Annotated in this window: 26 protein-coding genes and 1 pseudogene; 4 read left to right on the top strand and 23 right to left on the bottom strand. The window is 33.8% G+C overall.

The window, feature by feature from the left end; translation table 11 throughout:
• Positions 1–96: 96 nt before the first annotated feature.
• A complete protein-coding gene (locus ACZ9EE_RS00135; protein ID WP_476024667.1) occupies positions 97–306 on the top strand; it encodes a hypothetical protein in 210 nt (69 codons plus the stop codon).
• Positions 307–520: 214 nt separating this feature from the next.
• Here the strand turns inward: ACZ9EE_RS00135 and istB are convergent, their stop codons facing one another.
• From istB to ACZ9EE_RS00070, 13 genes are all read right to left on the bottom strand, one after another.
• Positions 521–1285, bottom strand: coding sequence for an IS21-like element helper ATPase IstB (istB, locus tag ACZ9EE_RS00130; protein ID WP_476024666.1), 765 nt, complete (start codon positions 1283–1285; stop codon positions 521–523).
• Positions 1282–2841, bottom strand: coding sequence for an IS21 family transposase (gene istA / locus ACZ9EE_RS00125; RefSeq protein WP_476024665.1), 1560 nt, complete (start codon positions 2839–2841; stop codon positions 1282–1284). The genes istB and istA overlap by 4 nt, the downstream gene beginning before the upstream one ends.
• A 286-nt stretch (positions 2842–3127) precedes the next feature.
• The gene (locus tag ACZ9EE_RS00120; RefSeq protein WP_476024664.1) at positions 3128–3487 is read right to left on the bottom strand and encodes a hypothetical protein; all 360 of its coding nucleotides are present in this window, start codon (positions 3485–3487) and stop codon (positions 3128–3130) included.
• Positions 3488–3635: 148 nt separating this feature from the next.
• Positions 3636–3863, bottom strand: coding sequence for a hypothetical protein (locus tag ACZ9EE_RS00115; protein ID WP_476024663.1), 228 nt, complete (start codon positions 3861–3863; stop codon positions 3636–3638).
• Positions 3864–4091: 228 nt separating this feature from the next.
• Positions 4092–4610 carry a hypothetical protein gene (locus ACZ9EE_RS00110; protein WP_476024662.1) on the bottom strand — a complete coding sequence of 173 codons (519 nt, stop codon included), beginning with the start codon at positions 4608–4610 and terminating at the stop codon, positions 4092–4094.
• A 112-nt stretch (positions 4611–4722) separates the two neighbouring features.
• Entirely contained in the window at positions 4723–4953 is a 231-nt protein-coding gene (locus ACZ9EE_RS00105; RefSeq protein ID WP_476024661.1) for a hypothetical protein, read from the bottom strand.
• Positions 4954–5056: 103 nt separating this feature from the next.
• Positions 5057–6088 (bottom strand): DUF4030 domain-containing protein, encoded by a 1032-nt coding sequence (locus ACZ9EE_RS00100; RefSeq protein ID WP_476024660.1) that lies wholly within the window; start codon positions 6086–6088, stop codon positions 5057–5059.
• Positions 6078–6605 (bottom strand): sigma-70 family RNA polymerase sigma factor, encoded by a 528-nt coding sequence (locus tag ACZ9EE_RS00095; RefSeq protein WP_476025036.1) that lies wholly within the window; start codon positions 6603–6605, stop codon positions 6078–6080. Before ACZ9EE_RS00095 ends, ACZ9EE_RS00100 begins: the two co-directional genes overlap by 11 nt.
• A gap of 455 nt (positions 6606–7060) precedes the next feature.
• Positions 7061–7456: a hypothetical protein gene (locus ACZ9EE_RS00090; protein ID WP_476024659.1), complete on the bottom strand. Its 396-nt coding sequence runs from the start codon at positions 7454–7456 to the stop codon at positions 7061–7063.
• A gap of 177 nt (positions 7457–7633) precedes the next feature.
• Positions 7634–8152: a DUF6584 family protein gene (locus ACZ9EE_RS00085; RefSeq protein ID WP_476025035.1), complete on the bottom strand. Its 519-nt coding sequence runs from the start codon at positions 8150–8152 to the stop codon at positions 7634–7636.
• Positions 8153–8299: 147 nt separating this feature from the next.
• Positions 8300–8647 (bottom strand): hypothetical protein, encoded by a 348-nt coding sequence (locus ACZ9EE_RS00080; protein WP_476024658.1) that lies wholly within the window; start codon positions 8645–8647, stop codon positions 8300–8302.
• Positions 8648–9093: 446 nt separating this feature from the next.
• Positions 9094–9384 carry a hypothetical protein gene (locus ACZ9EE_RS00075; protein WP_476024657.1) on the bottom strand — a complete coding sequence of 97 codons (291 nt, stop codon included), beginning with the start codon at positions 9382–9384 and terminating at the stop codon, positions 9094–9096.
• A gap of 147 nt (positions 9385–9531) precedes the next feature.
• Entirely contained in the window at positions 9532–10014 is a 483-nt protein-coding gene (locus ACZ9EE_RS00070; RefSeq protein ID WP_476024656.1) for a DUF4871 domain-containing protein, read from the bottom strand.
• A gap of 636 nt (positions 10015–10650) precedes the next feature.
• On the opposite strand from ACZ9EE_RS00070, the gene ACZ9EE_RS00065 reads away from it, so the two are divergent.
• The 3 genes from ACZ9EE_RS00065 (at position 10651) to ACZ9EE_RS00055 (ending at position 13590) form a co-directional block, all read left to right on the top strand.
• On the top strand, positions 10651–10854 hold the full coding sequence (locus tag ACZ9EE_RS00065; RefSeq protein WP_335575466.1) for an alpha/beta-type small acid-soluble spore protein: 204 nt from the start codon (positions 10651–10653) through the stop codon (positions 10852–10854).
• Between the two features lie 499 nt (positions 10855–11353).
• Positions 11354–12469 carry a tyrosine-type recombinase/integrase gene (locus ACZ9EE_RS00060; protein WP_476024655.1) on the top strand — a complete coding sequence of 372 codons (1116 nt, stop codon included), beginning with the start codon at positions 11354–11356 and terminating at the stop codon, positions 12467–12469.
• A gap of 245 nt (positions 12470–12714) precedes the next feature.
• Positions 12715–13590 (top strand): tyrosine-type recombinase/integrase, encoded by an 876-nt coding sequence (locus ACZ9EE_RS00055; RefSeq protein WP_476024654.1) that lies wholly within the window; start codon positions 12715–12717, stop codon positions 13588–13590.
• Between the two features lie 1324 nt (positions 13591–14914).
• Here ACZ9EE_RS00055 and ACZ9EE_RS00050 read toward each other — a convergent pair.
• From ACZ9EE_RS00050 to ACZ9EE_RS00005, 10 genes and pseudogenes are all read right to left on the bottom strand, one after another.
• On the bottom strand, positions 14915–15886 hold the full coding sequence (locus ACZ9EE_RS00050) for an alpha/beta hydrolase (RefSeq protein ID WP_476024653.1): 972 nt from the start codon (positions 15884–15886) through the stop codon (positions 14915–14917).
• A gap of 199 nt (positions 15887–16085) precedes the next feature.
• Positions 16086–16499 carry a MerR family transcriptional regulator gene (locus ACZ9EE_RS00045; RefSeq protein ID WP_476024652.1) on the bottom strand — a complete coding sequence of 138 codons (414 nt, stop codon included), beginning with the start codon at positions 16497–16499 and terminating at the stop codon, positions 16086–16088.
• A 678-nt stretch (positions 16500–17177) separates the two neighbouring features.
• Positions 17178–17531, bottom strand: a complete 354-nt coding sequence (locus tag ACZ9EE_RS00040) for a hypothetical protein (RefSeq protein ID WP_476024651.1) — start codon at positions 17529–17531, stop codon at positions 17178–17180.
• Positions 17532–17639: 108 nt separating this feature from the next.
• A complete protein-coding gene (locus tag ACZ9EE_RS00035) occupies positions 17640–17993 on the bottom strand; it encodes a cyclophilin-like fold protein (RefSeq protein WP_251571291.1) in 354 nt (117 codons plus the stop codon).
• Between the two features lie 21 nt (positions 17994–18014).
• Complete coding sequence (locus ACZ9EE_RS00030; protein WP_251571290.1) at positions 18015–18758, bottom strand: SDR family oxidoreductase; 744 nt, start codon at positions 18756–18758, stop codon at positions 18015–18017.
• A 33-nt stretch (positions 18759–18791) separates the two neighbouring features.
• Positions 18792–19976 (bottom strand): MalY/PatB family protein, encoded by a 1185-nt coding sequence (locus ACZ9EE_RS00025; protein ID WP_476024650.1) that lies wholly within the window; start codon positions 19974–19976, stop codon positions 18792–18794.
• Positions 19966–20826: a DUF3737 family protein gene (locus ACZ9EE_RS00020; RefSeq protein WP_476024649.1), complete on the bottom strand. Its 861-nt coding sequence runs from the start codon at positions 20824–20826 to the stop codon at positions 19966–19968. Before ACZ9EE_RS00020 ends, ACZ9EE_RS00025 begins: the two co-directional genes overlap by 11 nt.
• A gap of 19 nt (positions 20827–20845) precedes the next feature.
• Positions 20846–21073: a tautomerase family protein gene (locus tag ACZ9EE_RS00015; RefSeq protein ID WP_476024648.1), complete on the bottom strand. Its 228-nt coding sequence runs from the start codon at positions 21071–21073 to the stop codon at positions 20846–20848.
• A 19-nt stretch (positions 21074–21092) separates the two neighbouring features.
• Positions 21093–21947, bottom strand: coding sequence for an MFS transporter (locus ACZ9EE_RS00010; RefSeq protein WP_476024647.1), 855 nt, complete (start codon positions 21945–21947; stop codon positions 21093–21095).
• A 32-nt stretch (positions 21948–21979) separates the two neighbouring features.
• Positions 21980–22250 (bottom strand): annotated as a pseudogene (locus ACZ9EE_RS00005) (MFS transporter); the annotation flags it as partial.

Raw genomic sequence — 22250 nt, 5'->3', positions numbered from 1 at the left:
AAATACATTATTTCACAAACTCATAATAAACTGCTATATAATCGACATTTTAATACTGCCTTAATTATTGGGGAAAATACCTTTGAGGTGATTAGAGTGATTAAAAAGGTTTTAATAAGTTTTTGTATTTTTATACTATATACAACCAATGCTATGGCTCAAACAAATCATCAAATAAAAATAATCGATATAAAAAAAGGTAAAGTTATAAAAAATGTTCAAAAAACCCCCGATTTACAACAAGAAGTAGAGAAATTTCTTGAAGGAATATCAGGGGTTTACGTGAAATTTTACCCCATATCCTAATAATGGGTTTGTGATAAAAATCCCTTTAGAACCTAATGTTACGGTTAAAAATCAATGGTTCTTTGACTTTGTAGATGAAGTAATGATTATTTTTCCTGTTCAAGAAAATCCATATTTATTGGTTTTTGACAATGAGAACCGACCATATTTCTTTAAATTTCAAGGCAATATTAACAAATTGTAAGCGTCAAGTACATTTGAACAATTTTGCTTATTAATTTTGAACACTTTCTTCTTTAAAAATTGTCTCGCGATGTTTCATTCTATAACTTGAATCATTAAAGTGAACGATTTCTGCTCGATGTATAAGACGATCCAAGATAGCTGTCGCAACACCTACGTCACCCAAGAGCTCGGTCCATTCTTTTGGGGAACGGTTGGAAGTCAATATAATCGATGAGTTGTTGTACAAGTCATTTATCAATTGGAAAAATAGATTCGCTTCCCTTGGATCCATCGCTGCGTACATCAAATCATCAATAATGACTAATTGTGATTCTTTTATTCTCTTAATCCTAGTTTGGGACTTCCTCGTTATGTCCATAGTTTTCAAGGTATGAACCAAGTCACCCATCGTGATAAAGGAGACCCTGTAGCCTCGTTTAATGGCTTCTAATCCTAATCCAACCGCCATGTGTGTTTTCCCCACACCTGGCGGTCCCAATAGAATAAGATTAAATAATTGCTCAATCCATGCTAATTCTTTTAATTGATTAAACTGCTTTAAGCTTAAGGATTCTTGTTCTTCTAAATTAAATTGCTCCAACGGAGTGATACATGGAAATGCTGCGAGTTTCAAGCGTTTTTCCATGTTTTTCTCATCTCTCATTTTTCGTTCGTATTCTACTATATTGTTCAGAAAAGCTATATAACTAAGCTGCTCCTCTTCAGCTTCTTCCAGAAGAGTAGGGAGCTTCTTTGATGTTTCCATCAACCGAAGTGAAATGAGTGAGTCCTGAAGATTTTTTATTTGCTTCATTTTGTGCTCTCCATGATTGTGTAATAATGTTCTAATGGACGCTGATTTGCCTCAGTATTTGTTAGTGTTAACTCAGCGATGTCGTTATGATCTTTATCAGCCTGTTGATCGCTGACGTTTACACTGTTCACTTGTCGTTGTCGTTTAAAGAGGGCTACTACATCATGAAAGTCATTCGCACTAAACAGTTGCCTCTCCAAACAGAGTGATAACGCATCATCTATTAATTCTAATGTACTAAGTTCGATACACTTTTTTATTAAGCTTAGCTGGTCCCGAATATAACGTGGATACCTATTCCGTAACTCATTTAGGTAATCGATAGCTTGTGATTTATTTGTAAAATGCTCACTAGTGACTTCGATAAGCTCCTTTATTCCTTTTGATCTATCCCTTTTATGGGAAGTATTTTGAATGAGTTTTCCTTTATCAGGGTTAATGTAATGTGTTGCCAGTAATTCCCCTGAATCCTGGACGTAGATTACTATCTTATTATCATCGGTCACATAATAATGTACTTCTGGATACTTTTGAAATGTTCCTAACGGAACAGAGTATCTGTTCGAGAGATACAGGATTGTATTGTCCTTTCGGACACTTCTTGCTATACTAGTTTTGTGAATATCATTTACAGAGTTGACCTGTCGCATGTGTTGCTTTTCGAGGAGAAACACATCGGCGGGTCTTCTTTTTGTGCCGTTATGAATTTTGCCATTACCTGTTCTTTTTAACCATTTCTGAGACTGCTCGTTCCAGGAATCAATGTTATAAAAAATTCTATTATTAATGAAGTTATTCTTGATAAACTTAACCGCATTTTCTACTTTTCCTTTACTCTCTGGATCAGCCTTTCTGCAGAGTTTAACTTCAAATTTAACTTCATTTACAAATTGTTGAAATTCTTCAGTGAGTAAAATATCCCCCTCATTCTCAGATACAACAATTAGTCGATCCTGATCATACAAAATCTCTTTTGAAACACCCCCAAACTCCTTAAATGCATTCCTATGAGCCGAAATTACATCCTTTGTTGTGAAAGGCCGATTTTGATATTCAACATATTTGTATCTAGAATGGGCTAACACAAATACAATAAAAACTAATTTTACTGGTTTACCAAATTGATTCCTTACCGTTTTAAATCCAAAGTCTGCTTGCATTTGTTCACCCATTGGAGGGTCAGGGACTGCCTGATAATCCCTAGTGCTTGATTCTTTTGGAATTTGATAATCCTCTCGAAGACACCTTACATAGCTTCTTACTGTACTTTCTCCAACGTTGAATTCAGGATATTTTTCTTTAAGCCAGTCTTGTACTTGAGCTGCAGTTAAATCTGGATATTCTCTTAGCCAAAAAAGGATCAATTCCTTATGAATATCTAACTTTTTACTTCTAGTCATTGTTGATGCTGTCCATTCTGCCATTTCCTCTGGTGATTTACGGATATACTTATAAACAGTATTTCTTGATATATCTAGTTTCCTAGCGATAGTAGAAATACTGTATTTTTGATTTAGCATTCCTCTTATTTCTATATACATTTCAAACTTATCCACCTTTTCAATTCCTCCGCCTAATCATAGAAGTATAAAAATCTATCATAAGGTGGAGAACGATTTTAGTAAATAAGTGTTCAATATTATTCATCGCAAACTGTTCACTTTAGTCTAGCAGTTACACAAATTCTTGGGATTATTGAATTTTAAGCCATAAACTTCAGAAATGAGGTTTATTTTATGCATCTTATTAAACTGAATCGTTAGAGCTCAATAAGAAAAAGGCTGCCGTAGCAACCTAACCTTTTTTCACTCAAGCACCTAGTTAGTTCAAGAGGTTGTGATTTTATTTGATTAATGACCAATAGACTGTAAAAACAACAAAAAAAATCATTAAAGACAATGATTGCCAAAAATTCAAAATATAAATCCGATTTTCCCTATTATTTCGATATTGCTTTATTCCCTGCCATATTTCCGTAGGGATAATGAGTCCTGCAAAACCATTAAGCTGATTTAAAATTCCTTTTAAAACCAATATTGATATCAAACCAAACCAACAAAAACCAAAGATAATGACATATTTATTTTTAGACAATCGCCATCTTCTTGTGTCTTCACCAGTGATATGATACTTCTTTTTTAATACCGCACTTCCGCCACTATATAAAACGAAAAAGCCCAACAGCATCAAAAAAACTACCATAAAATCATCCTTTCTTCGAGGTAATTCTAACAGAAAAAAATCCTTTTTCTAGTGGTCGATTTTTCCTTACTCTTCTTCCACTAAACTGCCCAGTTAGTGAAAAAGCGTTCCTGCTTTTTGCAGAAACGCACTGTTAGCTAAATACCTTTTACTTTTTCCTACTAATTAAATAGAGAGTATATCCTATGAGTATTGATGCTATTGCCCCAATTAAAACTTTTATACCTGAGACTCTAGCTATGAATGTATCCTCGCTTGTTTGTTCAATATTTAGGACTGTCAACCACTTTTCTCCAGTAGAAACATAAATTCCCCAAAGAAGCCAAGCTAAAAAGAGAAACAAGGAAAATAAAGATATAGCTATTTTTCTATTCAATATTGATTCCCCCTTAAAATTATATATTCGATTTTTGTAAGGGTAATCCCTGTTTCTTCTTAAATTAACCTGTTTCGTTAGTGTAATAAGAAAAGGCTACCAAGAATGGTAGCAGGATCTTCAACTCTTGCACCCTTTACTTTAAGTACAATTATTCACAAACTTTAAATTTACGACACGTTAGCACAGGCGATTGTTCTTTATGAACAGTCGCCCTTGTAGCTCGTTTTATTTACTGTCTTGTTTCGAAATAATTTTAGTATCTGTTATGAACTTTGAATATGGAAGGTAATGAATCACAAACCATTCATCAGATTTTGAGTTTGGAATGCTTAATGGCAATTTAAGTTCTACATTCTGAATTTCAACGTGTAGATAACGCCCAGCTTTGTAAGGGCTTCTGTACTCAAATTCAGTCGGTACACCTTCAACAACTTCATAATTATTTGTTAAATAAGCAGGAATATCTAACCAATGAGGATAAACAAACATTAAAACTATAGTGGCAATTGTATAAAGAATACGTTCTGCTAATTTTATGTTGGTGTTAAATAGGATGATGCCACAAGAAAAAGCAAGGAGTAGTGTGCTTATAGCGATAATCCAAAAAATTTCCTTTATCTCAAATTTGTATTGCAATATCAAACCAACAGAACCGATAGCAAGGGAAACATACCAAATACGTCTAATAAGTTTACTAAATGGTTTTAAGGGTAACTTTTCTTGCTTTTCGGATTGATTGTTCATTACTTTTATCCTTTCTTTTTTCCTTACCTTCCCATAACTTTTATGTATTTATTCTTTGCTCAACTAATCTGCATCGTTAGCTGAATAAGGTCTTATATTTTTCTAACTTGAATTACCAATCTATATCCATATAAATTTTTGAAAGAAGTTTTCCCTCTATCGTTCCATTTTCAAAAAGAGATTCAGAGGTATCAAACTCTTGAGTAAATGAATCTTTAACTCGTGTAAGATAGTATCGATCTGGATTTTGACTTATCCAATATTCATCATTTTTATAATTAAAACTAAATTCTTCTCCAATTGCTACACGTTCTTTGAGTTCAATAAACTCATTTAAAGACATCCTTTAAACCTACCTTGTTAGGTTTTATTTAAAATATAACTCTTATTTCACTAATCTGCCCCGTTAGTTGAAGAACAAAAAGAGCTGCAATAGCAGCCCCATTTTAGTTAATTTTTTTATTATCCTTGCTCTTTATAATAATCTCATATGGATCATTCTTCAAAATCGACGAAATTTCCTTCGAATTTAAAAACTCTACTATCATCTGATCAAGTTTATTTCCAAGTTCCTTTGACTTTGAATCAGTACTTTGGACAGAGGTTTGAATAATGAAGGTTAAAGGTTTACTTTTATACCCTACTTCTGTAACTTTGAACTCTTTTTTGGACATCAACCCCTCGGCAAGGGGACTAATTATTTGGGATCCTTTGTCCGGTTTACTAACTATTACGGTACTATTGGTTACATTAATTTTGTATCCCTTATAATGATTTGCTCGAACGATTTCGAGTGCTGCTTTCTCCACTTCGTCCTTAACAGAATTGTAGTAATCCTTTGATGCACCGATATTAATAAAAATCGTAGGTTCCGTTGGATCCGTTTGAATATGATCAAATTTAATATGCAACTGCTTTAGCTTATTGGAGACCTCTTGATTTAGGAGTGCGATTTCTTTCTTTTCTTCTTCGCTTGGAACATATTCCTCCTTCGGTTTAAATTTACTGACTCTAATCGAATACGCATCATAGCCTCTTGATTTTAAGATGCGTCTTACACTCCTTTCGACATCAGGTTTTGCTTGCTTAAACTCTTCGTCTGACAAATCCAAACTTACTGAAACAAATTTCTTCGGACTGTAACTGATTCCCGCCGAAATATTCTTGTAACCTTTACTTTCTAATTCCTCAGTAATTACCTCACCAACTGATTTCGAATGGAAAATTAAATTTAAATACGGGATTTTAGATGCAATTGCTTCCATCGTGGGTGAAATAAAAGCTGACCCGATAAACAATCCACAAAATAGTACCGCTACCCCACTAAATAAGGTTATTATTTTTCCAATGCTCCAACTTTTCTTATCCCTATTGATTTCCCGTTCAGTCCTCGCTTGTTCAATTCCTAATAGAACCCTCTCTCGCAGCTCCTGGGGTAACTCGATTTGATTGAGTTCTTTCTTAATGTTATTGTCCATAAAGGTCTTCCCTCCTGGTCCGCTTTCGAAGCTTTTCCAATGCACGATACAAAACTGACTTGACCGTACTGACAGGTTTATTGATAAATTCTGATATTTCCTGAAAGGTATAGCCTTGATAAAACTTTAATAACACAATGGTCTTTTCATCTTCATCTAATAATTCAAGTAAATCTTGTAATGATAAGGACAAAGGAATGTCTCCCATTCTAGTGGAGAGAAGTTCGGTATCTGTCGTCTGCAAATGGACCACTTTCTTCTTCTTTCGTAATAAATCCACCGCACAGTTTATGGTAATTTTGATGAGCCACGTTTTAAAATACTGGACTTGCTTCAATGTTCCGAACTTCAAAAAAGCTCGATACGCTGTTTCCTGCACGACATCCAGTGCGTCGTCTTTGTTTTTTACATACACATAGGCAATGCGGTAAATATCTTGTTCGTATTGCTGAAACAGTTCTAAAAATACTTGTTCGTTTCTTTTTTGTTTTTTACGTTTAAAGTCAATGATGTTCATCACCTTCTTTTTTCCTTTTATCTATTAGACAAAAAAACATTCATTTTAGACGAAGAAAGATTAATTTATTTCGCACAATTGTCCAATTAAACTATGAAGTACTCCTTTTGTACCAAAAGGACAGGGACTTCTCTAACATAAAAAAGCCGATTTCTTATGGGAATAAAAGGAATCGACTTTTTTTATTTATCATTTTTCAAGAATAGCACCCGTTAGTTCGAGTATAATAATTCAGGAAATTTGAAAAATGGTTCAATTTTCTATTCTATATGCATTATTATTTCAAGACCCGTTGGATTTCCTTTAAAAGGAGTTTCCTTTTCTCTAAATATAAAATTCAGACCAGAAATATCATCAGGTAACGGAGGAGAAACAACGAAGTTATAATTTATGTGTCCTTCCGTACCTCCTCCGCTAGTTTCTCTACAATCATATTCCTCACCAACCCATAATTCCTAAAAACTATTAAATCTATCTTCCTCTTCGGATTCCCAATCAATATTAAAATTAACAACACTGGCATTTGCATATTGTCGAATAAATGTAATTGAATATATACATTGTTCCTTTTCCACTGACTTTAAGACTGGTATATACTTTTGAAAATTGGTTGGTTCCACCTGTGGTCGAAAATGGTCATCATTTTTTAGAACACCAAATATCGACCTTAATAAGTCTTCATAAAGGTCATAGTTTTCTGCCCATTTTGAAATATCTTCAAGTGGTGGAAAACCTGGGTTATTATTTGACGTAACTTTTCTTTGTTTTAATAAAGAACATAATTGCTCATCAATTGGGTATAACCGTTCATCATAATGCTCGTTCGGTCGCTCAAATGGTATTTGTTTCATTACATTCCCACCTTAAGTAATATTAGCCTGTCTTAATATTAACATATTTTGGAACAAGAGTTGTCCATCCCTGTTGATCCGTTACTTAAAGAAGAAAAAAGAATTACCGTTGTTACAGTAATGCACCCGTTACTTTAAGAGCAAATTTTCACAAACTTTATCCATCCACTCTCATAGTTATTCAAATATCCAGTTATAGATTGGGTCACCTATCCAGTGAAAGAATACGTAAGCTCCAATTACTTCAAAAATAATAATAAATATTAAGATTGATATAACCCCAACTGAAACTAATTTATCTTTTAATGTATATTCGGATTCTTGTAACAATTTTTCTTTCACTTTATTTTTGATAGGGGAAAATTCCCCGTGTAATTCCAGTCTTTTTAAAATTTCATTATCACCTTTATACTTTAGGGTTCTAGCAATTCTATTCGGGTCATTTCCCATAGATTTTTCAAACTCATTACACGCTTTTACCATTTCTGGAGTTTTGTTTTCTTCTAAATACCAGAATCGACCAGCCATTGAAGGATATTTTAATTCAAAATAAATGTCTCCTAATCTTTTACGGAGTTCTAATTCATCAGGATAGGTTGAAATTAACCCGTGTAGTCTATCCCTCGCTTTCCCTAAATCATTATTCTTAATGTCTTCTTCTATTTTTTTTAGCGTCTTTATAGGTATCTTTTCTATAAAAAACACCTCATTTATCTTTATTCTTATACATCTTTATTTCTGGATAGTTCATATTAATTCCTTCTTTAACTAAACTCCTTGTAAGCACAACAAGAAAAGAAAGACCGCCGCAGCGGTCCCATCCATCTTAAACTCTTGTCCCCGTTAGATACGGTTCTTCTCAATGGTAATCTCTAAATCATCTTCACCTTCATCTTCTTCGTATGTATAAAAAATTGCAGAAATACCTTCCTTCAATGCTTCATCAAAGCATTCGAGTAATTCCTTATCTTCTTCGGTATCTCCTAAGTACATATCTCGACTCGCTATGAATTGGTCCTCAATACTTATTACTTCCCAACCTTGATTGACGACGTAGTTTTTGGCTGTATTCAAAGCTAATTTAATATTTTTTGATTTAACCAAACAGTTTACAAAAGCACCGACACATTCTTCACTCTCTGGATTATCAATAAGCGGTATTGCCTCTAACTGAATTAAATAAATAGTCATAATGTCCTCCAAGGGTTATTCAATTGTTATTCCTATAGCGAACTTTATTCTAAATTCAACAAAAATCATAACAATCCTTCTTTAACTAAACTGCCCGATAGTTCAACAAGAAAAAATGACCACCGCAGCGATCATCATCCTTAAAGTACCCGTTAGTTGAATAAGGATCTATTGCTTTCGCTTACGAATTAATCTATAAACGATATATATAAAACCGAAAATTAGAAATGATTATGCTATAACAATAGACTCTTCGACTTCTTTAAAGTCCCTTATCCTGAGTAATCATTAAAAGCACGATACCTGCAATAATCATTACAATGCCGATAATATATCTACCCATTTTATCACTCCTAACAAATAGGGTTTATTTAATAAATCTTTCTTATGCTAACCTGAGATTTAGTTGAATAAGAAATAGCTGCCCAAGGTGGCAGCTACGGTGATTAGGCGAAGGATTTGTTTTTAGTTGGAACCAGTTTTAAAAACTTCCGATAACAGACAATCGTTAATACAAACGGTAATAAACTCCATAGATAAAAATATGTTCCAAACTGATTCCAAGTTTCTGTTGTCGAAATATTTTCGGAAATCTTTATTCCTAAGAAGTTTAATTGCATAGTCCCATCAATGTGACTATTTACTAACCCATTGCCTTCCCCAGCCATCAAAATAAATAACAAGCCAAAGCATCCAGCAAGCCCTAAAAATAACCATCCTAATCTGTTTTGGTACAAAAAGGTTCCTCCTCCTCAACATCGTATTAATATGAATAATTCTACAAATATTGGAAAAATCCTTCTTGAGCTAACCTGCCCGTTAGTGGAACAAGAAGGCTTTACTTCTTCTTGAAGTAAAGCACCCGTTAGTTGAACAAGAACATCTTATTTTTCTTTCACGTTCACAATCACATTTCCAAACAGTTTTTCACCGAAATAAGCCTCTAATCGCCATAATCCTGGGCTTGGTAGCATCATCGACGAAGGAAGATGATGATCTGCTCCATTATTAGGAGCTAGGTTTTGTCCTTGTACTTGATATACCGTTATTTTGTTGCCTGTTTCTTTACTGACGCCGATGACTTTAAAGGGTTTTGTCAATGTTTTTTCATCGCCCCAAAAGTGCCACATATACTTCTGTGGTTGATCAGCAATAAACGGTCCGTACTCTCCAAATCCTAATTTCCCATTATCTCCAATACGAAAAACTATATCATCTTTTTGTCCATCATCAGTAACAATAGATTCTCTAACAAATCTCGCACTTTCTTCCCATTTTACTTCTTTTTCTTCTTTAGCTGTTTGTTTTGTATTTGAGCAACCAATTACCAAAACACTTAACATTAAAATCCAAATAGTTTTTTTCACTACTTATTCCCCCAATCATCTATTTTCCTTTACATAACTTTACCATATTTTCACTATTCCTTGTTCAACTAATCTGCCAGTTAGTTTAGGTGAAGCATTTCACAATCTCTACTCTATAATTCAACATAAATATACAGGTATTATAGGGGAGTTATTGGCATGATTTAAGATGTTCTATAGAAGTTAATCATAACTTTTATTTATAATCATCAATAATTTATAAATTAATAGCGAATATGATGTTGTCATTATAACTACAAATAACATATTTTATAATATATTATTTATTATATATGTTGAAACATATGATATTATATTAAATACCTTTTAAAATAAATTAACTTTAAGAAAAGTCTTTTTTATTTATGAAAATTGGTGTGTTCTCTATTTTAAGTAAAGAATGATAATAAACTTTTTCCTATATCCTTTTACTAAATCTCTATGTGTAGCAAGCTCCTTTCTCCCATCATATATCTACCAAATAATTATTAATCCCAGTAACCGGCGTTTGCTTATTAAATCAATTAAAAAACTATTTAAGTGCGTCTGAAATTTACCAATTCTATGTTAGGAATAATCTAACCTAGTTACTCCAAACTAATAGTGTAAATAAATTACACCTAGGAGATGATACACATGGCACGAAGCAACAATAACAATCAGCTTTTAGTTTCAGGAGTAGAGCAAGCACTTGAACAAATGAAGTATGAAATTGCACAAGAATTTGGTGTACAGCTCGGGGCCGATACATCTTCAAGAGCCAACGGTTCTGTCGGTGGTGAAATAACAAAACGCTTAGTAAGAATGGCTGAACAACAATTCGGTGGAACTTTCCGTTAATACAAAATGCTCAGTAAAATTAAAGGCTAGTGATGATAAGGAATTACGACACCTCTTATATAGTGGTGTCCTTATTTGGTTTTAAGAACTATTAATATTGTTCTCTTTTTGAAATGTTAGATTATGGGGATCACTGAACTTTTGGTTGATCTACAATAGGAACAGGTTTATTTTTTGAATTTTCTAATATGTTTTACACAGCGAAATTAGATGAACTACTATACATAAAACGAAAAATAAATTTGTTAGAATGTAAATCTCCAACACACTAAAAAATGGTAACTTTTCTTTTTCTATTCGTAATATATTTTCACTTTTCCAATCAGAATCTCCCTACCCCTAGCCGTAATTTTTTGATTTAAATTAAATATATCTTATTGGAACTAAGATAATAGATAGAACGGATATTCTATGTTATTATTAAGTAAAGATAATTAGGTATTATCTTTACTTTACATAATATAATTATTATTTAACACTAATCCTTAGGAGGTCAATTATGAATTACTTGACTCTTCTTCAAAATATGAATGGTGAACAGTACTTAACCCATTTACAGGAAAATCTAAAAGCTCGTCATCTACTTGATGATAATCGTAACCTCACTCTTGAAAATAGTACGGAACAGGATTTTCTTGAATTGTTTTTTCTAGAGAAACTCTTCCCACAAGATAAGCGGCTTTCGGCACATACGGTTAAAGCCTATCGTTCAGATGCCAAAACGCTGCTCACATTTTTAACAGATCATTCCCTTTCCTTTCGGGATATTGGATTCCCGGAAGTAAAGGCTTATAACCAATTTATTAATGAAAAGTATGCAGCTAAATCTGCTATACGAAAATTGGAGTTTTTCAGAAGGTTATTGGATTTTGGTTATGAAACACAATTTTATAAAGCCTACCTTTCCACTTGGATCTCGAAGCCGGTGTCTAAAAAAGGACACTATATAATAGAAGAAACTCGTCAAAAAGAAGCACAAACTCGTGTACAAATCCGAGAATTGGATCAAAGAGAAGCTGAATTTCTTATTTCGTTCTTTCCTAAAATAGTCAAGGCAACAAGAAATCGAGAACAATTGGAGAAGAGGAATTTGCTGATTGGCTACCTACTCTATACCACGGGGCTTCGTGCAAGTGAGCTTTTAAGCTTGAATTGGGGAAGTTTTCGATATAACCGAAAAGGATTTTTATTTGTAGATGTGATTGGAAAAGGGAATAAACCTCGATCGATCCCTTTAAGAGAGGAAACTAAAGAAATTTTATTTAATTATCGAAAAAGTATGGGCGAAACTGTTGAAATAAATATGCAGGATCCCAGCCCGCTCTTTTTCGCCTTATACAATAAAAATGAGCCCTTAATTAATAAAAAACGGTTAACCTACCCTGCCCTGTATAAAATTGTTAAGGAAGCTGTACAACTTGCTGGAAAAAATTTAAGCGTAACGCCTCACTGGTTCCGTCATACATTTGTCACTCTTCTACTTGAGAACGACGTTCCTCTTGCGGTAGTTAAGGATTGGGCTGGCCATTCGGATATTTCTACAACCAATATATATTTAGAACGTATCAATCAAGATGACTCATATCTTCATTTAAATAAAGTTAACTTGTTTTAGAGACATCAGTTGTTCAGTAACCTTCGATTAGAGAAAGAGTCCTTTTAAAACTTGTTTTTTAGGAAAGCTGAAAAAAGAATTATGATTGGCCATTTTTTTCAGCTTTTATTTATCTATATCTTGCATTTGATCAAGGTGGTATGTGATTCCTTAACGGCCAATTGCCATCAATTTTCATAATATTAGGGTACGTTCGTACCCTTTTTATTAGCGGAAAAAACCTTTGATGAACTTCTTTTTAATAAGTGAATGGGGATGAAAAAATGCCTTATGGATTTATTAGACATATTGAAGATAAAGGATACAGTTTAGAGACAGTAAAAAGTTATGATAAGGTAGTTAACCAATTTTTTAAGTTTATAAATAAATCGTACCCTTTTAATAAGGAGCCTTTTCAAATTTCTCCTACTGATATTAAAAGTTACTTAGAAGAACAATTAGAACGCGATAAGAGTATTTCTACTGTTAACAAAGAGCTGGCGATCATAAAGACATTTTTCCATTTCCTTTGGGAGATTAATAAAGTACCCATTGATCCAGCTGTGAAAATGAAACGTTTGAAAGTTGAAAAGGAGCTTAAAGTAATTGTTACTTATGATGAAATACTTTCAATCTTGGAAAATGTGTTGTTGAACCAGGAGTATTCTAAATTGAGAAAAATCGTATTCCTTTTAGCTATAAAGGGATTAAAGACAGCAGATTTTCGTTTTAAAAAAGAAGATATTTTTGATGATTTCCACAATAATAACATTGTCATACAACTTAAGAATCGTTCAATTTCTTTAAGAGGTACTGAAGCCACATGCTTTCGAGAGTACTATGTGGAAACAAGGTATAATGAAAGTGATTTTGTCTTTACCACTAGACCACATGGAGAACGTTCTGGGGGACCTATTCAGGTTATGTCTATTCTTAACCATTTAAGAGCAATATCTTCAGATTATCTAGGGGAAAACGATCCAGCATTGACTCTGATATCTATACGTAGAGCAATGGCCTTACATCTGTATATAAAAAAATATTCCCTACAAGACATAGCAAAAGAACTTGGAATCGAGGAAAATTCAGCATCTAATTACTTAAAATACATTTTACTTGGAAATATAACCCCAAAATCTTAATTCGAACAAAGTGATTTAAAGAATTAATTTAAATTGTGGTTAGACCGTTATTTAATTTTTTGATGATAAATATTTTATATGCGTCTTGTTTCCTTATTTTGGTGTGTTGGAGTTTTGCATTCTAGCGCATTTATCTTTTCTTTTATGTACAATCTTACATGTAATTTCGTTGTAGGTTAATTGTTTGAGAATTCAAGAATAAAGATTATATAAACAAATATTTGTCTCTTCTATTAAAAAGATCATTTATTGTTAAAGATACACTATCGGCTTACCTTTTATTTCTGAGTTTTAATATTCATATTAATTTGATGTATATTTAAAAGTAATGATACAATATACAATATAATCGAAAATAATAACAATTTTATAATATATGAAGTTAATAACATATATGTCGAAATATATATTATTAATTTTGTGAGAAAACTAATATTCCTATCGTCCCTTAGCTTGAATAAATCAAAAAAGTATAGAAAAGTATTTACGAGACTTTTTTGATCTATTATGAATGAGTAAAATTTTTTATAGACACACACAGTTTTGAAGACTGTTTTAGGTATATCAGAAAATTCTGTATACTTGTGAAGCCTTGCTATGTATGGGCTTAACCCCGATTTGTCCTAACAATTGATTCAAAAAAACTCACTGTATCCACACAGTCTCTTGGGATCCATGCGCTACAGTTTAAAGTAATTTTACCGAAACAAAAATCGTTTGTGTAGTGAACAAAAAAAAGAAATGATAAGCATACCCGCTTTTCATTTTTTTAAATAATCATCCCTAATAAGAAAATTATGCTTAATTAGCTGTCCTAATTGATTACAGCCATAAGAATGTACCACCTCTGTCATGTTTTTTACCAGAGATTGCCACGGTATTTACCACTTGTTGCCAACGTGTTTACCAATGGGGGAATTTCAAGAAACTGCATTTAAAACATTAAGGATTTAGAAAGATAAAAAAGCCTAATTCCTCCGTATTTTTAGCGAGAAATTAGGCTTATGATCTTCAACAAACGCACCCTTTAGTTTAAGTGTATTTGTTCACAAACTCCCTTTAAAAGTTTCATTTATTACAGGAATGCTGTCACTATAGAGATATAAGAAAGGAAAGCCCCGCTATTCTTTATACTTTGATGCAATTGGTGGAAAAGACACCAATCATAGAAGAAATAAAAATATTTAGTTTAGTGAAATTTGTGGATTGATTCATCATATAAAATAAGAACTTCTCAAATATAAATAAAATTGAGAGGTTCTTATTTTTTTGATTATTATTTCAATATTAATTTTTCAACTCTAATTACCATTTGAAAAAATAATTAAATGATATTTTTTTGAAAGAATTCTGTAATTTCCTCAAATGGTATAATATCAGTCTTGTCATACAAATCTGTATGAGAAGCATTCGGAATCACCGTAAGTTTTTTATTATCACCTGTTAATTTTTTAAATGCGTCTTGACTAAAGTATAAAGAATGAGCTTTTTCACCATGTATCATGAAAACCGCATTACGAATTTCGTTACTGTATTGTAAAATCGGCATATTCATAAATGATAAAGAGGAAGTAGTGTTCCATCCATCATTAGAATTTAATGAGCGCTCATGATACCCACGGTTTGTTTTATAGTAATCATGATAATCTTTTACGAAGTATGGCGCATCTTCTGGAAGAGGGTCTACTACTCCACCCGCTCTTGCGTAATCTCCATTTTTATAATCCACAATTCTTTGTGCATTCAAGCTTTTTCGCGCTTCATATCGCGCATCCTCGTCCATTGCATTAAAATATCCTTCCGCATTCACACGAGACATATCATACATAGTAGATGCCACTGTTGCCTTGATTCTTGTATCAATAGCCGCAGCATTTAAAGCCATTCCACCCCAACCACAGATGCCAATAATGCCTATTTTGTCAGGATTAACATTCTCTTGAACGGATAAGAAGTCTACAGCGGCTTGAAAATCCTCTGTATTAATGTCTGGTGATGCAACATAGCGTGGTGTTCCTCCACTTTCGCCTGTAAAAGAGGGGTCAAAAGCAATTGTTAAAAATCCTTTCTCAGCCATCGTTTGAGCATATAAACCCGATGATTGTTCCTTAACTGCTCCAAATGGTCCACAGACAGCGATTGCTGGAAGTTTTCCTTCAACATGTTTCGGTTCATATAAATCAGCTACCAATGTGATTCCATAACGATTATGGAAAGTTACTTTACGATGATTGACTTTTTCACTTTTTGAGAAAACTTTATCCCATTTTTGTGTAATAGTTAAATCTTCTTTCATTTTTTTATTATTCTCCTTTTAGCTATTTGATGTGAATACACTATTAGGATAATCCCTAAACCTAGCTTTAGGTCAAGTGTGATTCTAAGAAAAATTTAATGATATGCAAAAAATAACGTACTAATCAGAAATTGTTAAAAGCCGTAGGCTATTCAACACATAATGAATCGATTAGTCTACGACTTAATTATTTCATTTTTTAAAGAGTTAGTCCTGGGTTAGACATATTCTCTCTAACGATTTTTTCGGTTCCGTCCGCTACGGCTTTAGTATAGTATTCAACCTTGAAATTAATGTAATTCAATGTACTTTCTAATTCTTTGATTTGAGATTCGAGTGCCACTTTACGGTCCAAAAACATTTCTAGACGAACTTTCAATGATTCATCTCCTTCTTGGCACCAATCAATAAATGTTTTAATGTCCTTTATAGACATTCCGGATTTTTTCAGGCATTCGATTGTAATAAGTCCTGAAATAGCTTCATCGTCGAAAATTCGATTACCACTTTCATTCTTTCCTAGATTAGGAATTAAACCCTCCTTATCGTAATATCTAAGGGTTGAGATATTCATATTGAATTTCTTAGCTACTTCTCCTATTGTATACTGCATTCTGTCCTCTCCTTTTTTCGAGCTAGAACCGACCTCAATCTAAAGTTCAGTTTATGTCTATCATATCATTTATTCAATTAATATTTTTTCGAGTTCTTTTCCCCAATAGGAGTTGCATCCAACGGTTCTAATCAAACAGTCTTGAAGACAAGGGTAATTAATTAGGTTTAATGACAACCGATTGACTAGATAAAAATAATTAAGCTGATTTTTCTAACTTTGTGAAGGAATATACTTAAACTAAACTGCCACGTTAGTGCAACAAGAAAAAGGACCCCGCACCCATTCCAATCTTAAACTGTTTCTTCCCATTAGATGAAGAAGATTAAACTATATTCATCATCTAATGAATCACAAACTTCCATTATTTGAACTTTGTAAGGGGTGCTTTATTTTACTGTGGAAGAGACAGGAGTTTGTTGTTTTTCCCATTCAGTTGGTCCTTCACTTGGTGGTAGATATTTTCTCCAAGATTCTCCACTTTGTTTATCAAACAAAATGATGTTGTTTTGGCTTGATATTAACTCATATCTAAATTGGTTATTCTGATTTTAAAGATTGTGAAATAATCCAAGCACTTAAAACAATACATATACCCAAAAAGATAACAGAAAGCGACATTACGTTTTTATTCATATTTACCCCCTTATTTTTCCAATACATCTAACACCCGTTAGCTTAAGTATATTTCTTCACAATCTCGCTTATTTCTTTTTTCGTTTCTCCTAATCCGTAGTCATCTGTAATGTAGTTTTTTGTCCACCCCAGTTTCCCGGAAGGGTCTACTGCAATGGCATAACCTTTCGCATCTTTATTTGCAACGTAATCAGTTCTGGGAATCGCATTAAAGTTATCTTGTTTTAAATCTAATTGATGTCCGAAAGTGAAGTGTTCTTCCATGGTAATCCTGCCACACATCCATGCTCTACATCCATAACGTCCATGAATTTTTTCGTATTCGTCGGTAAAATAAGCAGCTCGTTCCTCTTTCAAATAATCTCCAATGATTTTCCCATCCAATGAAGTTAGCATGTGGCAGATTATATATGGTCTATCCAATGTTATTACCCCTTTAAACTGTAAAATACTACCTCAAAGTTGCATCAGTGGGGCAGATTAATCCATTATTTTAACCTACTTTTAATCGATATTTTCAATTGTAACTTTGAAATTACCTTTCATACTTGCAAGTTTTTCAATACCGGATTCAATCTTCCCTAATTTAATCAGTCCATTTGCAAAACCAAAATCCCTATAAAATATAGCTAAATTTCCCCAAGGAGCATAATACGTAATATCTCCAATAGAAGCTTTGGTACCATCTGGGGAACCGGTAGTAGACAATCTTTTAGGAAGATTGCTAATCTTTTCCGTTCCTGCATAGTCTTCAAGTGTTAACCTAAGAGGAAGAAGTGCTATAAAATCACTTGCTGCTTTACTGTCATTCAAAATAGCAGTATATACGTCTTCACCAACAGTTAATTTTATTTTCATTTATTTCACGCCTTCTTTTATTTATTTTACCGATTTTGTTGGACGAATTAGGATTTCACTTATAGCAACAGATTCCGGGGTGCTAATTGCATAAGCAACTGCGTCGGCAATGTCACTTGACTTTAATCCCAAACCTTCTATTTTAGCATTATTCTTTACCCGTTCACGGTTTTCAGGCTCGTTAATCGTCGTATAAAGTTCTGTATCTACTAATCCTGGAGAGATAATGGTGCTTCGAATATTGTTTTCACGCTCTTCTTGGCGTAATCCCTCCATGATAGCCCGAACAGCAAATTTTGTGCCACAGTATACAGCAGAACCAGGATAAACAACATGACCTGCAATAGAGTCAGTCGCAATGATATGACCGGATTGCTGTTTTTTCATGATCGGCAAAACGGCAGCAATACCATTTAACACACCCATAATATTAATGTCTAACATTTGTTTCCATTCATCAAATCGTGTTTCGGAAAGTGGAGCAGTTGGCATAACTCCAGCGTTGTTGTAAAGTACATCCACACGACCATATTTTTCGATTGCTAAATCTACAACAGCTTGAACTTCCTCTTTGTTTGTTACATCTGCAACAGCGTATGTTACCTCAGTATTTGGTAATGATTCAACAAGTGATTTTAAGCGGTCTTCACGGCGAGCTGCAATGACTAATTTCGCTCCTTCTTGTGCAAGTTTTTTGGTAGTCGCTTCACCAATCCCACTTGATGCACCCATAATAATGACAACTTTTCCTTCAATTTTCGACATGGAAATTACCTCCATAAATTTTTATATGAATTATTATTTTCTTGATGGATTACTTAAATGTTGAAATGCTTCAATTCCTTTTTTTAAACGCTGTAATCCATCTTCAAGCCTCACCTTAGGACAAGCATAGTTTAGTCTAATGAAGTCATTACCGTTACCGCCAAAAATGGCACCTTCTGAAACGTACAATCCTGTTTCTTTCCTAATAAATTCACATAAATATTTGGTATCATTCGTTACCGCGCTACAATCAATCCAAGCCAAATAGGTTGCTTCTGAATGAATGGATTTAAGATCCGGAAGCTGGCTTGCGATAAAGTGTTCAATCAATTGTTTATTTCCCATTAGATAATCCAACAATGCTTCAAGCCAAGGTTCGCCTTCTGTAAACGCTGAGATTGCAGCTTCAATCGCAAAAACATTTGGTTCAGCCACTTCATCGGTGTTGATTCCACGATTCACCAGCTTCCTTAGCTCTGGATTTGGCACGATAATACTCGATGTTTGAATCCCAGCAAGATTGAATGTTTTCGTCGGTGCTACGCAGGTAATGCTATTTTGAGCAATCTCTTCTGAAACAGAAGCAAATGGAATATATCGATATCCTGGATGCGCTAAATCACAATGAATTTCATCAGAAAGGATAAGAACATTATGTTTGATACAAAGGTTTCCTATTTTTTTAAGAGTTTCTTTATCCCATACTTTACCGATTGGGTTATGAGGGTTACAGAAGATCATGAGCGATGTGTCAGGATTGGATAGTTTTTCTTCTAAGTCACCAAAATCAATCGAATATTGATTGTCTTTATAAATTAATTCGCTTGTAAGAACTTTTCGTTGATTGTTGACGATTGAGTTGTAAAAGATATTGTAAACAGGTGAGAGCACCAACACATTGTCTCCAATGTTGGTCATTTTGCGAACAATGGAAGAAATGGCTGGCACTACACCGGTACAAAACATAATCCATTCTTTTTCAACTTGAAATTGATGTCTATTTTCCCACCACTGAGCAACTGTATGATAATAGGCATCTGGCACGCTTGTATAACCAAAAATATGGTGGTTTAATCTCTTTTGCATTGCCTTAAAAATGGCTGGGGATGTTTCAAAGTCCATATCTGCAACCCACATTGGGAGCTCTTTGTATCCAACATCCCACTTATAAGAGTTTGTGTTAAAACGATTCGTCATTTTATCAAAATTAAAGGTCACAGGGTTCACCTGCTTTATCTAGTTCATACTGGGTATTGGATGAGATGATTTCCTTGTCATCAAATATTAATTCACTAATGTCCTTAGCCTTGATTTTTCCGGCAATTGGATTCTTCACACTGTTAATCACTGTTGTTGCTTCCACGTCTACTGTTGAATATTCAAATGCTAAATCTGTATTGATGATTTTCCCATTTTCAATCACCAAATGTTCCATGTAGCACATGCCTTGGTTGCTTTCAATGGTACAGTTTATAAACGTGATATTTTTTGAATTCCAACCTAGATATTCACCGATAATTAAAGAGTCGTAAACAGTGACATTTTCACAATTCCAAAAAGCGTCTTTTGAAAGTAACTTTGCATTTCGAATTTCAATGTTTTTAGCCCCGTCAAAAGCGTAGTTCCCTACCAATCTGAAATTATCGATTTTAATATTTCCACTATTCATTCCAAAGTAATCGCCTCTTGCGGTCACGTTTGTTAAGTACACATCTTTACAGTTCCAAAAGGACTCTTGCGCATTTGGCATATCAACATTGGTCAGATGTATATCGCTTGCACGTCGAAATGTTTTAGGTGCTTCTATGATACTGTCACTGATTGAAATATGATGAGTATACCAAATTCCCGAACGTGCCATTTCAAGAAAACTGCTATTCTTTACGTTGATATTTTGGCAATACCATAAAGGATATTTCCACTTGAAAATACTATTATCAATGAAAATATCGTTACTTTCTTTTAGCGGTGATTCGCCATCTGCAAAAACCGAATCTTTAATCATAAGATCTCGACTTTTAAAAAGAGAGCGTTCTCCGGTTAGTAATTGTTGATTAATTGCTTCCATGGTTTCTCCTCCAATTTCATTAATAGCTATATCCGGGTTTTTTATACAACGTTTTCTCTTTACCTAAAATTTCAGGCTGATATACTTCTTTTTGCCATTTCTCACTCGGAACTTCTTCAAATGATACAGAAATACTAGACTCTCCAGCATTTACTGTTTCCATAACAGCTTGCACAATCTTATCTGTAAGTTCTTTCTTTTGTTCCTCGGTTCTGCCTGGTATAAGTTTTACAATAATGTGGGGCATAGTGTATCCTCCTCTCAAACTAAAAACTTCTTTGTTGGACTTTGCTCATTTTTGCCTTTTTAAGAACAACTCCAAAAACAATGAGGGAAATCAAAAAAATGATAATTGAACTTGAAAGGAACAAAGACTGAACAGTATGAACGTGGAATAACTTTGAAAAAACTGTCCCTTCATAAGGGGATAGGGTAGCACCAATGTTATAAGCAACTAACACCATTGTTGTTCCAAGCTTTGCCACTTTTTTGCTTTGTTGCGTAAAGGTATGAAACAAATATGGCATCATACAACGCAAAGAAAAGCCAATAGCCATTGAACAAAATGTCGTGAGTATGATATTTTCTGAAATAGTCGTAATATAGATAGAAATTCCGAGAAATAAAAGTGCAACTGGCATGATATAATCCTTCAGTAGTTGAAAAATTCGACCAAATGAAAAACCTGCAATAAATGCTCCTAAACCAATGAAGGCGAGATTGTTGCTGCCAATCGTTGCATTGCCAATGTGTTTTTCTAAAAGCAGTGGGGTAACCTGAATATTGTAATTAATAAAAATGGTTACAATCACAAAAAGCAAAATGCCATAACCAAAGACCGAGCGATAGGATCCTGCGTCGTTGTGACTGTCCGATACGGTTCTGTTTGGCTCTGCTTTTCTTTTTGCCATTTTCTTCTTGTCATTCGGAACAAAGAAGAGGAATCCCAGAAAAATTGGAAGCGCCAGAGCATAAATAAGAAACGAAGTATACCAGTTGATTTTCAACAACTGCCCTACAATAAACGTCAAACAAATGGCACCTAATCCTTCAAAGGCACTTTCTAACCCAATTACGGCTGCTTTCCTGCGGGGATCATCCTGAAATATATCACTAATCATTTGAATGATTAAACGGTTGAATAAACCGATTCCTAAACCAAAGAAACACGCGAAAGAAATAAAAACGAAAAGATATCATGTTTTAGTACGGGAAAAACCCCAGCAAGAAAAACAAGCGTTAAACCAATCAATATCGTCCTTTTCTTACCAATCCATAGTTCCAAACGGTTCGCAACTAAGATACCTAGAATGACAAACAGTGAAGGAATGGTTGTTAACAGCCCTACATGCGTTGGATTTACTGTCGGAAATTCCTTTTCGATTGCTGGTATGTTTGCGGCAATCAATGGACCGGATGAGATC

The sequence above is a fragment of the Bacillus sp. URHA0034 genome (genome assembly GCF_056280405.1).
Note: the sequence above shows the minus strand (reverse complement) of the source record. Positions and strands in the feature narration are given on the sequence as shown.

What these genes read in the sequence shown, in the direction of transcription:
- ACZ9EE_RS00120 (WP_476024664.1), bottom strand. Translation starts at nt 3,487, where the DNA reads ATGGTAGTTTTTTTGATGCTGTTGGGCTTTTTCGTTTTATATAGTGGC.
- ACZ9EE_RS00090 (WP_476024659.1), bottom strand. Translation starts at nt 7,456, where the DNA reads ATGAAACAAATACCATTTGAGCGACCGAACGAGCATTATGATGAACGG.
- ACZ9EE_RS00030 (WP_251571290.1), bottom strand. Translation starts at nt 18,758, where the DNA reads ATGTCGAAAATTGAAGGAAAAGTTGTCATTATTATGGGTGCATCAAGT.
- ACZ9EE_RS00010 (WP_476024647.1), bottom strand. Translation starts at nt 21,947, where the DNA reads ATGATTAGTGATATATTTCAGGATGATCCCCGCAGGAAAGCAGCCGTA.
- ACZ9EE_RS00080 (WP_476024658.1), bottom strand. Translation starts at nt 8,647, where the DNA reads ATGACTATTTATTTAATTCAGTTAGAGGCAATACCGCTTATTGATAAT.
- ACZ9EE_RS00045 (WP_476024652.1), bottom strand. Translation starts at nt 16,499, where the DNA reads ATGCAGTATACAATAGGAGAAGTAGCTAAGAAATTCAATATGAATATC.
- ACZ9EE_RS00050 (WP_476024653.1), bottom strand. Translation starts at nt 15,886, where the DNA reads ATGAAAGAAGATTTAACTATTACACAAAAATGGGATAAAGTTTTCTCA.
- ACZ9EE_RS00095 (WP_476025036.1), bottom strand. Translation starts at nt 6,605, where the DNA reads ATGAACATCATTGACTTTAAACGTAAAAAACAAAAAAGAAACGAACAA.
- ACZ9EE_RS00060 (WP_476024655.1), top strand. Translation starts at nt 11,354, where the DNA reads ATGAATTACTTGACTCTTCTTCAAAATATGAATGGTGAACAGTACTTA.
- ACZ9EE_RS00040 (WP_476024651.1), bottom strand. Translation starts at nt 17,531, where the DNA reads ATGCTAACTTCATTGGATGGGAAAATCATTGGAGATTATTTGAAAGAG.
- ACZ9EE_RS00110 (WP_476024662.1), bottom strand. Translation starts at nt 4,610, where the DNA reads ATGAACAATCAATCCGAAAAGCAAGAAAAGTTACCCTTAAAACCATTT.
- ACZ9EE_RS00015 (WP_476024648.1), bottom strand. Translation starts at nt 21,073, where the DNA reads ATGCCCCACATTATTGTAAAACTTATACCAGGCAGAACCGAGGAACAA.
- ACZ9EE_RS00020 (WP_476024649.1), bottom strand. Translation starts at nt 20,826, where the DNA reads ATGGAAGCAATTAATCAACAATTACTAACCGGAGAACGCTCTCTTTTT.
- ACZ9EE_RS00100 (WP_476024660.1), bottom strand. Translation starts at nt 6,088, where the DNA reads ATGGACAATAACATTAAGAAAGAACTCAATCAAATCGAGTTACCCCAG.
- ACZ9EE_RS00065 (WP_335575466.1), top strand. Translation starts at nt 10,651, where the DNA reads ATGGCACGAAGCAACAATAACAATCAGCTTTTAGTTTCAGGAGTAGAG.
- ACZ9EE_RS00105 (WP_476024661.1), bottom strand. Translation starts at nt 4,953, where the DNA reads ATGTCTTTAAATGAGTTTATTGAACTCAAAGAACGTGTAGCAATTGGA.
- ACZ9EE_RS00035 (WP_251571291.1), bottom strand. Translation starts at nt 17,993, where the DNA reads ATGAAAATAAAATTAACTGTTGGTGAAGACGTATATACTGCTATTTTG.
- istB (WP_476024666.1), bottom strand. Translation starts at nt 1,285, where the DNA reads ATGAAGCAAATAAAAAATCTTCAGGACTCACTCATTTCACTTCGGTTG.